Here is a 12,492-nt window from a genome sequence, read left to right as displayed (position 1 = left end):
ATCTTTTACAGCTTGCTAATCTCTTCTTTTAGCAGCTCGGAATGGGTTCCGAAGACGACTTGCACGCTTCCTTGACCCAGTCGCATAACACCTGCTGCACCGAGGTCCTTCAAAGCTTTGTCATTGACCTTCTTGTCGTCCTTTAAGATGAGACGCAAACGAGTGATGCAAGCGTCTACGCTAACGACGTTTTCTTTTCCACCAATGTGAGTGAGCACTTGGATCGCTTTATCCTGCATCGAATTGTTCCTTCCCGTAGCTGTAGTTGTCATTTCTTCGTCATCCTCACGTCCCGGTGTCTTGAGGTTCAGCTTCACGATTAGGAAGCGGAACAGGGCGTAGTAGACCACGGCGAATGCCAGACCAATCGGGATGATCATCCAAGCATTCGTAGAGAGATGGTAGTTGATACCGTAGTCGATCAGACCCGCTGAGAATCCGAAGCCGTGCTTGATGCCCAAAGATGTCACGATATACCCGGATACACCCGTCAATATTGCGTGAACAAAATACAAGAGTGGAGCAGCAAACATAAACGCAAACTCAACTACCTCGGTAATACCAGTCAGGAACGAAGCGAGAGCTGCACCAATAAACATAGAAGCAACTACTTTGCGTTTTTCAGGACGCGCTGAGTGAATAATAGCGAAAGCCGCTCCAGGAAGTGCGAACATCATGATCGGATAGAAGCCAGTCATAAACATTCCTGCTGATGGGTCTCCCGCAAAGAAACGATGTAAGTCGCCGTGTACCACTTTTCCGGTCGCATCTGTAAAGTCACCGATTTGGAACCAGGCAATCGCATTGAGTACGTGGTGCAGACCAAATGGAACGAGCAATCGGTTGAAGAATCCGAAGAAGAAGGAACCTGTTGCGCCGAGACCTACGATCCAAGAACCCAATGAGTCAAGGGCAATCTGGATTGGCCCCCAAATGATTCCGAAAATCAAGCCGACGACAACCATGGAAAGGGAAGTGACGATCGGGACGAAGCGTTTTCCACCAAAGAAGCCTAGCCATTCAGGCAGCTTGATCGAATGGTAGCGGTTGTAGAAGAACGCTGCAATAGCACCCGCTAAAATACCGCCAATGACACCCATGTTCAGTTTTACATCATCCGCAATGAAAGGCATGGCAGCAGGAACAGCTGCAAGTACTTTCGTCAATACGACGTAGGCAATGACGGCGGCCAAAGCAGCAACAGCATCTCCAGCCAAGCCAATCGCAACACCGATAGCAAAGATTAATGCCAGGTTGTCAAAAATGGCTGAACCGCCAGCAGCCAAAAGCGGAGCGATGTACGTGTCCATAAATGCACCAAAGGCGCCGAGATTGAGATCCTTCTCGAATTTGAGAAGACCAAAGCTTTGCAAAATCGCTGCGGCTGGCAACGTTGCGACCGGGAGCATGAGGGCTCTCCCAATCTTTTGCAGAAAAGCGAGCATAGGATAAAACCTCCTTGGAATGGGATGAATTTATCAGGGAAGCCGCTCTCCGGATGAATGGCAAAATGATGAGGGCACAAGGAATAAGCCGGAGAGAGACTATTCTGATCGATATATTTGGAAGCGCTTTCACTACTCGGGCGACAAAACCTTTTATAAGGCTTTGTCTTTCAGATACTGAACGACCTCGTCTACAGTAGAGAGTGTAAGGACGTGTTCAGCCAATCTTTTCGCTTCCTCTAAACTGGTGGAGCGGATACGTTCTTTGACTTTTGGCATGACCGAAGCGGCACCGCTGAACTCATCGAGCCCCAATCCGAGCAAGAGCTTGGTTGCCAACGGATCTCCCGCCATTTCCCCACACAGCCCGGTCCAAATACCTGCCCGATGGGAAGCTTCGATGACTTGGGAAATCAGTCGTAATACGGCTGGATGGTAGTAGCTGTACAGCTCGGCGATATTGGCATTCATCCGGTCTACTGCCAGCGTATATTGAACGAGATCATTCGTGCCGATGCTAAAAAAATCTACCTCTTTCGCAAACGCATCTGCTTGCAGGCAGGCACCCGGAATCTCCATCATCATGCCTACTGCGATATTCTCGTCAAAAGCGATCCCTTCTGCCCGTAGCTCTGCTTTTGCCTGCTCGAGCAATCGTTTGGCTTCACGCAGCTGCTCCATATGGGAAATCATCGGGAACATGATCAGCAGGCGACCGAATGCACTGGCACGCAAGAGCGCGCGTAATTGCACCAGGAACAATTCCGGTCTGGCTAACGAGATGCGCATGGCGCGGAAGCCAAGGAACGGGTTTTCCTCCTGTGGTAGCGCGAGTGCTGGCAAATGCTTGTCGCCGCCAACATCCAAGGTGCGAATGATGACTGGCTTGTCGCCAAAAGCAACGGCTACATGCTTGTATGCAGCAAATTGTTCGGCCTCATCGGGAAGGGTGCTTCGATCCATGAACAAAAACTCGGAGCGGAACAAGCCGATTCCTTCTACACCCGATGCGATCAATGCATCAGATTCTTCTGGCACAGCCATGTTTGCCATCAGGTGAACACGGTGGCCATCGGTGGTTTCGGCAGGCAGTTCCTTAATGGCTTCGTACAATTGGCGTTCCTTTTCTTCCTGCGCGGCTTTTTCCTGATAGGTAGCCAGTGTATCCGTATCAGGCGAAACAATCAGTTGTCCAGAGGTTCCATCGATGATCAGCAAGCTTCCGGAGTCTACTTTTTCCATCAAGGCATCGCCTACGCCCATGACAGCGGGAATTCCGAGAGAGCGTGCCAAGATGGCTGCATGAGAGGTAGCGCCGCCTTTTGCCGTGACAATTCCTCGTACATGCTGGAGTGGAAGCTGAAGCGTCTCGGATGGGGTGACGTCCCATGCAACCAGGATAAAAGGCTCCTCCGGGTAGGAGATGATGGTGTCACCGCCCGAAATATTTCGAATTAGACGGCGGCTCACATCACGAATATCATCCGCGCGCTCTTTCATGTAGGCATCGTCCATACTCTCAAAGAGAGCGATGAACTGATCGGCTACTTGCGAAACGGCGGTAGATGCCGCGAGTTGTTGATTTTCGATGAGCGCACTCATCTCCCCGACAAATGCCGGGTCATCCAGAAAGGCGATATGAGCAGAGAGGATGGCTGCCTTTTCCGAGCCTAATTGTTCCTCTGTCTGTTCTTTTAGCTTTTCTAGTTGTTCGCGTGCTTGTTCTACACTCTTGCTAAGTAGTCCAAGCTCCTGAGTCGTATCTACTGGAGTGATGGACTCTGCCTGCGTGATGGCTGTTTCGTGTGTGAGGCGTAAAACAGGGGCAATCGAAATGCCAGCGGAAACCGGGATTCCTTTTAACATACATCCTTCACCTTCCTGTCCGTCGTTTACACTATATGTTTGACGAGGATTGCTCCAATAGCTGTTGAATTGCAGTTGCTACGTTTTGTTCATCCGCTCCGTCGATCTGAACGGTCAGGGTATCGCCTTGGGAGACACCCAACGTCATGATGCCAAGAATGCTTTTGCCATCTGCGTGTTTTGTCCCTTTGCTCAGCGTAATCTTTGACTGAGATTGTGACGAACAATTCACGAGTAGAGCAGCCGGTCTCGCGTGGAGCCCACCCTCTACATTGACGGTTACTTCAAATTGAACCATGTTGTACCTCCCCCAACCATGCACTTCGTTTATTTTAAGACGACAGTCATGAGTGGCTCTTGACCTGCTTGCACAGTTGCTTTTGCCACTACATTTTTTTCAGCAACCCGATCACCGTTTGTAATGACGATGGGTGTCACAATCGGACAGCCCGCATCCTCCAGTACGCCCTTGTCGAATTGGATGAGCTTGTCGCCAGCTTTCACTTGATCGCCAACCGAGACAAATGGGGTAAAGCCCTTCCCGTTTAATTTCACGGTATCAATTCCAATATGCATCAATATCTCAAGACCACTTTCAGTCGACAGCCCGATAGCATGGTGAGTAGGGAAAAGATGCGTTACCTTTCCATCGACAGGGGAGACGAGAGTGTCTGCACTTGGCAGAATCGCTACACCATCACCGACGACTTTACCTGCGAATACAGGATCAGGAACTTCGGACAGAGGGAGTACGGTACCTGTTAATGGTGCTAGAAAGGTTACCTCTTGTTGTTGTTTTTTCCGGGAAAATAGACTGCGTAGCATAGTATCCTCCTTTTGCGTCTGAACCAAAAAAGGCATGAGACGGTTGAATTCATACGACGACATACTTACTATGTCCGTATGATCTCACCGCTCATGCCTAGTCGAGCTAGTAACACGCAGGATTATGATTTAATTTTGTTGTAATAAGCGATAAAGGTGCAGAGCCATGTAACCAACCTCGTCTTCTGGTACAGCGATCTCAAGACGGGTGGAGATGTATTGAGCCAGCTCTGTTGCCAATTGATAGGCTTCTGGCATGGTGGTTTTGACTCGGTCCAGAAGCGGGTTCTTGATGAATTTTTGTTGACGGATGCGCTCAACTGCAAAGCGCAAATGGGTAATGAGGCGAACGTAATCAATCGTACTGCGTTCAATCGTAATGGCTGTTCGCTCTTCAATCAGGCTTACCAACTCCGTGATGATGTTGGTGAATTGGACAGCCTTTTTTACTGGGACGTAGCTGATCGCGGAATGAATGTGCAAGGCCAGAAATCCGATTTCACTGTCGGGAATGTCCAGGTCGAATGCGTTTTTGATCATATCCGCTGCCCGGTTCGCTAGTGCGTACTCCTTCGTGTACAGCGTCTGGATTTCGAACAAGAAGGGATTCACGATCTCCATGCCGTTATTGAGCCGATAGATGGCAAACTGGATATGGTCAGGCAAGGCAACGTGGACGTGTTCGTTCAATTCTGGCGTGATCTCACTCGCAATGAGAGCGATGATTTCTTCCGCAATTCCTACGACAGCAGGATCTACTTGGCTCAGAATGTTCTGATACTGCTTCTGATGACTTTCATTTTCGAGCCTGAAGCGCTTTTCCACTCGCAAGTCATGGGCGGGGATGGTATTCCCGGGTTTTGCGCCAAATCCGATTCCTTTTCCGAACAGGACAATTTCTTGTCCGGATCCGGGTTCTTCCACGAGTACGACATTATGGTTCAACACACGCGTAATTGCGTACGTTTTTTCCTTTTCACGGGACAATCCATTCCACCACCTTTAGATAGACAAAAACGGTCCATGACCGTATTTGCTTACCGCAAGCGGTCACATCCAATTTAATGAAAAACGCCGATGAACCATGACGTTAATCAGAAAAAAGAGCCGAAAAAACCTTTTTAACAAGAAAAAGATCTTCTCGGCTCATGCCTGCATTACCAGTAACACGCCTTGTGAAAACGCTTCAATTAAAGCTTATGATAGCTCACGTCTCGTACATTGTCAATCACTCTGTGAGCGGGAAAAACACGGTGGGCAGGAGATGCAGCAGCCTGTCCCGAATTGTTTGAACCAACAGGATAAGGGCAAAACAAAGCCAGGCGGACGCCCCATTAGCAATCCGCCTGTTTTGTTACTTGGTGTACTTGTCGGCAATCGTAGATGCACAGAAGGAGTTCGGTTTGATCTCGGCACGAAAGTGATTGGTTTCTGCTAAGCTCAACAAAGACTGGATAAACTTACGGGTAGGACCATTCGTGCCGATATCAAAATGCAGGCGGATGGGAGTATCTAAGTGGCGGTCCCGCAAATATTGGCGTACTTCTGTGGCAAGTCCGACTGCGTACATCGCTTCCTGGAATATACGCTGCTGCAAGGATGAGTACCGGCGTTCCTGAAATTTGTGATAAAAGAAGGTACCCCCATGGCCGGGACGGATCACTGTGATAACAAGAGCAAAAAAAGTCCCGCGGCTTTTTAATTGAGAGTCGGCCCCCACAATAATTTCAAATGGACCACCTATTGATGAGATGGTATGTTCGATGTGGGAAAACACTTCTTCTTTTGCCAGTAGACCTCTAGTCGGACTGTGAAAGCGATCAAATAACGTATTTGCAGAGGTTAAGCCCACTCACATCCCTCCAGAAAGAGGCTAACAATGATTTGCATACTTCTTCCTTACATCATTAATGTATGTAATCTCGCAGATAGTATGTGAACGGGTAGGGACAAAAACTTCTTGAATCAACTTTTTTTTGGGTAAAAGGGTCCGTTTGTTGGGACGAAAGAATGTTTTTTGAAGGAGCTTTAGGGAAACGTGATACAAGAAAATGAACATGATTACTATATGAAACAAGCCATGGAAGAGGCGCGGAAAGCCGCTGCGATTGGGGAGGTTCCAATCGGTGCGGTCATCGTGCGCGACGGGGAAATCGTAGGTCGTGGCTACAACTTGCGGGAAACACAAAAAGACCCTACCTTGCACGCCGAATTGATCGCGATACGGGAGGCGAGTAAACGCTTGGGTGGATGGCGTTTGATCGGGTGTACGCTGTACGTGACGTTGGAGCCGTGTCCAATGTGTGCGGGCGCAATCGTTCAAAGCCGCATCGAACAGGTCGTGTATGGCGCTCGCGATCCGAAGGCGGGCTGTGCCGGGACATTAATGAACCTGCTCGCGGAGCCGCGCTTCAATCATCAGGTGCCAGTCATCGAGGGTGTGCTTGCAGAGGAATGCGGGCAGATGCTCAAGGACTTCTTTCGTGGGTTACGCAAAAAAAGACAGCCGGTACAGGAATGACCCGGCTGTCTGGAAAACCGTCTGTATGCAGGCGGTTTTTATTTGTTTACGTTTTGCAGCATGTGCAGCTCTTCTTCGGTCAGTTCGCGATACTCACCAGGGGCGAGTGACGGGTCAAGGTGAAGCGGGCCCATACGAATCCGTTGCAGATAGGCGACATGCAGGTCGAAAGCAGCAAACATCCGCTTTACCTGATGGAACTTTCCTTCCATGATGGTGACACGAATCTCTGACGTTTCTCCCGAAGAGATAATCTCCAGCTTGGCTGGCAGTGTAGTGAAGTCCTCTAATTCCACGCCTTTGGCAAACTCCTGAACATGACGCTCAGTGACCCGGCCCTCGATACGTGCAAAGTACTCCTTGTCCACTTTCTTTTTCGGGGACAAGAGGCTATGGGAGAGATGACCGTCATTGGTCAAGAGCAAGAGACCCTCTGTATCAATATCCAGTCGGCCTACAGGGTGCACTTTGATTGCCCACTCGTACGGGAGCAAGTCCACTACGGTTTCATGGACATTGTCCTCTGTAGCTGAAACCACCCCCGGCGGTTTGTTCAGCAAAACATATACCCAGCGCTTAAAGTTAAGCGGTTCTCCATCCACAAGGATTTCTTGTTCCTCGGCAATGACATGCATTCCTGGGTCTGTTGCGACAACGCCGTCTACGACGATCAGTCGCTGTTTTACTAATGCTTTCACTTCCTTGCGCGTGCCGATTGCCATATTGGCCAGCACCTTGTCCAAACGTTCACGTTTCATATATGTTCCTCGCTTTTCTTCTGATCGGATACCAATCGTGTGTGCTGTTATTAGTTTGGCCTAATGAGCCGCGCAAATCAAGGGGCATACAGAGGAATGAGTCTTGCATTTTTGACTGTATTTTGCTATAGTAAGTAATGTTTCTGACAAACCAAATATGGAGAGATACCCAAGTGGTCATAAGGGGACGCACTCGAAATGCGTTAGGCGTCGTGAGGCGTGCGTGGGTTCGAATCCCACTCTCTCCGCTTAGAGTTACGTAAATGGAAGCATATTTTTGTGATTTCAAGCATAAGTTTACCGCAAAGGTAAACTTATGCTTGATTTTACTAACGGCAAACTTATGCTTGATTTAGAGAAATAATAAGGGGACATCTAAAATGGGATGTCCCCTTATATTTTTTTCGAGAGTGATAATTGAATTTACACCGTAAGTTACCGAGAGTACTGAATGAAAAGTTGAATAGAAATTTAACTCTGAGCCTACCCGAAAAGATTTGGTAGGCTTTATAAATTACAAAATCCCTCTTTAAACTTAATGACCTGGAATGTAGACATAAAGATTTGGGTTCCGTAAACTAAAATCACAGAACAGAAATGGAGTGTTGGTATGGCAGTGGATCGTTATTCTCACCTAAGTAAAGAGGAATTAATTAGACTGCTACATAAACGTGATGCTACTCGGAAGTTAGGACTTGTATGGGAACGTGATGAAATTGAGCATGAACGATCGCTCAACAATGACTTTGTTACAGTGGAGTTGGATGAGGAGTTATCAATCGGAGAACCCCCATTCGATAACTTATTAATCGAAGGAGACAATTTCGACGCTCTTCGCTACTTGAGCATTGCCTATAAAGGCCGTGTAAAATGCATCTATATTGATCCACCGTATAATACTGGGAATAAGGATTTTATATATAATGACCATTTTATTGACCAAAATGATGCTTATCGACATTCTACTTGGTTAGAGTATCTATATCGACGTTTAGTACTTGCAAAAGACTTGTTATCCAGTGATGGTGTTATATTAGTCTCAATAAACGATGAAAATCGAGCAAAATTAGAATTGCTAATGGATGAAGTTTTTTCAGGTATGCGAGTTGGTTCTCTCGTATGGAAAAAAAGACGTTCGAGTAATGCTGCAGGCATCCAGAATTTTTATTCATTAGATCATGAGCACGTACTAATATATGCTGGTGCTGGCTTTGAATTTAAGGGAAGTGCAAAAGATTGGGGAAAGTATAATAACTGGGATGAGATAGAACAGGACTGGTGGACATCAACTCAGCTGACATTGGGATTTGATAGACACCAACGTAAGAATCTTTTTTACCCACTTTACAATCCAAATACCGATATATGGTATCCATGTGATCCCAATCGAGTTTGGGCACGTGCCACGGAGGAGCGTTTAGGAAATAAGGAAGTTAGAACAGAGACAATGGAAGAACTTATTGCACGTAATGGCGTTCATTTTCCAAACGAAATAAAGCCTGCGTTCTATCGATCTGCTGAAGAAATACAGACAGCAATTAATGACGGAACAGCTCCATCACATCTTGGAGAGCAGGATGACTTAGAATTTTGGGTAAATAAGTTTATTGGATACGGAAAGCCAAGGTTCAAGACCTATAAGAAAAGGGTAAAAAGTGCATCACAACCTTTGTCTAGTTGGATCGTAGAAACGGGAAAGCTAGAGGCTGAAAATACTGGAGCAATAACTTCTGGTTTGACTAGTGAGGGAACGAAAGCTCTTAGAAATATGGATTTGAATTTTCCTTACCCCAAACCACCATCGTTAATTCGAAATCTAATTGATCAAACAACTGTACCTGGTGACATCATTCTTGATTTTTTTGCTGGGTCAGGAACAACTGGGCAAGCTGTACTTGAATTAAACAACGAAGATGTAGATAGTGAGAAGCGCAGTTTTATTCTTGTTTCAAGTACAGAAGCTACGGAAAAAGAAAAGGATAAGAATGTTTGTCGAGATGTTACAGCACCAAGATTAACTGCTGTTATAAATGGAATAAAAGACAAGGCTGGTACTGGAGGCAGCTTCGCATACTTACGGACAAACCGAATCCCATTTGAAACAATGGTTATTGATATTCGTCACGATCACATATGGTTAGCTTTGCAAAGTCTACACGCTAATGCTATATATCCATTTAGAGAAGAGCAAGCACTTCAATTGCTTGAAGGAAAAGAAAACAATCTTGATATTATTTATGTACCTAAACTTGATCAAAAAGCTTTAGATGCACTTGAAGATCGAATTAATTCATCTTTAAAACCTCAAATTATTTACTCATGGCAACCGGGCTTGATACGACAAAGTTTCAATGTAGGTCATATACAAATAGAGAAAATACCAGACTATCTGACTAATCGATTCGGGGGAGGATTCGTATGAGTAACGTTAAAACGTTTGGGACTGTACTGAAACCTTTCCAGAATGATGCAGTAAATAATGGAACCGCTGTACTATCTACATGCTTGAAAGAATTAGCAAAACTCAGTAAAGAGTCCAAGAAATATGCTGAAAACAAAAAATTAATTACTTCCGACATCGGAGCAATATTATTTGAGGCACCAACTGGTACTGGAAAAACATTAATGGCGGGTCACGTGGCTGAAAACATCAGCCAATTAAAAAATACAAAAGGCCTACCGCCGGTAATCTGGTTCTGGTTTGCACCTTTTAGTGGTCTTATTGATCAGGCAATTAATACAATAAAAACCGAGTTTATTACACTCCGACCTAAAAACCCAGCTGTCGATCGTTCAATAAGTGATTTGAAATCGGGTGACGTTTTTGTTACTACTTGGGCCAGCGTAGCTGTCTCTAACGAGGCAAGTCGTACTGCCCGTAAGAGTACAGAAACTATGTCATCAATTGATGAGTTGGTAAACTACGCCAAAGCCCAAGGTTTTGCCATCGGGGTTGTAATTGACGAGGCTCATCACACATTTCGTGGCCAGACGAAGGCCTTCACATTTTATAAAGAGGTACTGGAACCAGAGCTAACGATTTTAGTGACAGCTACACCACGAGATAAGGATATTGCAACGTTTACAAATGCTACTGAAATTACTAATCTTCGCCGTATTACTATTTCTCGCCAACAAGCCATAGAAGAACACTTAATCAAAGAAGGTGTAAAAGCAGCAGTTTTTAAGGCTTCAAATGATGTGGCAAGTTTTATTAATTTCAAGCAAACTGCTTTGAAGCAAGCTGTGGCAACACATAATAGGATAAAACAAGCATTGATGGAAACAGGACAAACCGTTGTACCCTTATTACTCGTTCAGGTAGATTCGGAAGAGGGATCGATTGAACAAACTATAGCTTGGCTAAAGCAGATGGGATTTCGAACGGAAGGGGATAGTAAACTTATTCGACACCACACTGCGGATGAGCCTGATCCTTTCCTTTCGACAATTGCTGCGGACGAGGCAGTAGAAGTGTTAATCTTTAAGATGTCTGTAGCCACTGGTTTCGACGCGCCAAGGGCTTTTACACTCGTTTCATTTCGACCAAATAGAGATGAGGATTTTGGAGTTCAGGTAGTTGGACGAATTCTGCGTGTGGATCGTAGACTACAGGTTGTAAAGGATTTACCTTACTACCTTAATTATGGATATGTTTTTCTTTCTGATAGCACTAGTCAAACTGGCTTGACCAGCGCAGCTCAAAGAATAAACCAAGTGAAGACTGAGTTGGCTTCTGTCACTACTAATGTTGTCATTTCGGATATAGAAATTCCAACTATGCAAATTACTCAAGAGGGCAATGAGACCTTTTTAACGTATAATTGGGGAGAAGAAACAATTGAGCAAACAGATGGATCTTTAAGTGCAGTTACAGAAGCCCCAGATAACCATGAAACTGTTACATTAAAAGATAACACCTCCAGTTCTGATAGTAATTGCAATTCTGAAACTGAAAATGATATCTATCAACCTGACTTATTTGGGGAATGGTTTGCAAATGATTTGCACAATAATTATGGTTCCAACACTGTCACAACTGCCAAAAAATTAGGGTATTACTATCCTTTGAATACTTCATTAGGATCACCAAGAGTCTTCCGACGTGCAATTCTATCCCTCAACAATATTGATATAGTACAGCACATCGTATCACGATTTCGTTTTGATGAGGATTCTCTTATTGTTGCTCAACAAAGCGGTACCAAAATTATTAAAGAAGAAATTGAAATTTTCGGTAACAAAAAAGATCGTCCCGAAGAAATCCGGGCAGATTTAGCTCAGAAGGAAATTGATGCCCGTGCCCAAACGACACTTTTAACAGCTGACGATTTTGATGTTATTGATTCTCGAGCATTATATGCTGCCCTTACAAAACAGTTTCAGAAAGAGCTTGAAATTAGGGGCATTGATCATCTTTTTGAAACAGATAAGGAAATAAGGGCTGGTCTACATAAAATATTGGCACTACGCCCACGACAGTTAAAGCAGGCTATATCAGAAACTGTAGCTCAATTTACACAATCGAAAGACTCTGAACCCCTTCCTGATTCAATTTATTCAATTGAAGCTTTGGAGCCAGCAAGATTAAATCTTTATGAAGTATTCCCAGATGATTTAAACACATGGGAGCGCCCTTTCGCGGAATACCTTGATAATGACTTAACCGGTACTGTTTTGTGGTGGCATCGCAATCCCCCACGTAAACCCTTCTCGGTTACAATGCCTTTACCTGGACAACCTGATTTTTATCCTGATTTCATAGTGGGCATAAAAGGTCGTACACATGGAAATGGAATCCTGTTAATAGAAACAAAACGAGTTATTAACGATCAGGAGCGAAATGCATTGGTAAAAGCACAGGCTAAACACCCTGATTATGCTAAGGTCATGATGGTCTACTGGGAGCACAAAGAAGAATGGAAAGTGGTTGAGTATGATCCTGTGACAGATAAAAATTATCTCGACCGTGTTTTACGTACTGAGTTGTTGATTTCTTACTAAAAGATATAAAAAGGGAGTTTGCTTTAAGCAAGCTCCCTTTGACTTTGAAAAATTTTAAAGGATTTTATTGAAG

Annotated in this window: 10 protein-coding genes and 1 tRNA gene; 4 read left to right on the top strand and 7 right to left on the bottom strand. The window is 45.1% G+C overall.

Annotation, left to right across the window (positions count from 1 at the left end):
- Positions 1–5: 5 nt before the first annotated feature.
- The 6 genes from nagE to HP570_RS25200 all read right to left on the bottom strand — a co-directional run bounded on the left by nagE (position 6) and on the right by HP570_RS25200 (position 5,988).
- Entirely contained in the window at positions 6–1,445 is a 1,440-nt protein-coding gene (gene nagE / locus HP570_RS25225) for an N-acetylglucosamine-specific PTS transporter subunit IIBC (protein ID WP_016740874.1), read from the bottom strand.
- Between the two features lie 153 nt (positions 1,446–1,598).
- On the bottom strand, positions 1,599–3,311 hold the full coding sequence (gene ptsP, locus HP570_RS25220) for a phosphoenolpyruvate--protein phosphotransferase (RefSeq protein ID WP_173627534.1): 1,713 nt from the start codon (positions 3,309–3,311) through the stop codon (positions 1,599–1,601).
- A 31-nt stretch (positions 3,312–3,342) separates the two neighbouring features.
- On the bottom strand, positions 3,343–3,609 hold the full coding sequence (locus HP570_RS25215) for an HPr family phosphocarrier protein (RefSeq protein WP_012683821.1): 267 nt from the start codon (positions 3,607–3,609) through the stop codon (positions 3,343–3,345).
- Positions 3,610–3,638: 29 nt separating this feature from the next.
- Positions 3,639–4,136: a PTS sugar transporter subunit IIA gene (locus HP570_RS25210; protein ID WP_173627533.1), complete on the bottom strand. Its 498-nt coding sequence runs from the start codon at positions 4,134–4,136 to the stop codon at positions 3,639–3,641.
- Between the two features lie 129 nt (positions 4,137–4,265).
- Positions 4,266–5,123 (bottom strand): glucose PTS transporter transcription antiterminator GlcT, encoded by an 858-nt coding sequence (gene glcT / locus HP570_RS25205; protein WP_064202267.1) that lies wholly within the window; start codon positions 5,121–5,123, stop codon positions 4,266–4,268.
- A gap of 367 nt (positions 5,124–5,490) precedes the next feature.
- Complete coding sequence (locus HP570_RS25200; protein WP_012683824.1) at positions 5,491–5,988, bottom strand: ribonuclease H-like YkuK family protein; 498 nt, start codon at positions 5,986–5,988, stop codon at positions 5,491–5,493.
- A gap of 186 nt (positions 5,989–6,174) precedes the next feature.
- Between HP570_RS25200 and tadA the strand changes: the two genes are divergently transcribed.
- Complete coding sequence (gene tadA, locus HP570_RS25195) at positions 6,175–6,657, top strand: tRNA adenosine(34) deaminase TadA (protein WP_173627532.1); 483 nt, start codon at positions 6,175–6,177, stop codon at positions 6,655–6,657.
- 38 nt (positions 6,658–6,695) lie between these two features.
- Here the strand turns inward: tadA and HP570_RS25190 are convergent, their stop codons facing one another.
- Entirely contained in the window at positions 6,696–7,415 is a 720-nt protein-coding gene (locus HP570_RS25190; RefSeq protein ID WP_142498779.1) for a pseudouridine synthase, read from the bottom strand.
- Positions 7,416–7,574: 159 nt separating this feature from the next.
- Here HP570_RS25190 and HP570_RS25185 point away from each other — a divergent pair.
- From HP570_RS25185 to HP570_RS25175, 3 genes are all read left to right on the top strand, one after another.
- Positions 7,575–7,663: transfer RNA gene (locus tag HP570_RS25185), tRNA-Ser, on the top strand.
- A gap of 362 nt (positions 7,664–8,025) precedes the next feature.
- A complete protein-coding gene (locus tag HP570_RS25180; RefSeq protein ID WP_173627531.1) occupies positions 8,026–9,837 on the top strand; it encodes a site-specific DNA-methyltransferase in 1,812 nt (603 codons plus the stop codon).
- On the top strand, positions 9,834–12,419 hold the full coding sequence (locus HP570_RS25175; protein WP_173627530.1) for a DEAD/DEAH box helicase: 2,586 nt from the start codon (positions 9,834–9,836) through the stop codon (positions 12,417–12,419). The genes HP570_RS25180 and HP570_RS25175 overlap by 4 nt, the downstream gene beginning before the upstream one ends.
- Positions 12,420–12,492: the final 73 nt, after the last annotated feature.

This window comes from Brevibacillus sp. RS1.1 (assembly GCF_013284365.1).
Taxonomy (GTDB): Bacteria; Bacillota; Bacilli; order Brevibacillales; family Brevibacillaceae; genus Brevibacillus; species Brevibacillus brevis_D.
The sequence above is the reverse complement of the archived record's forward strand: the minus strand, read 5'-3'. Positions and strand labels throughout refer to the sequence as shown.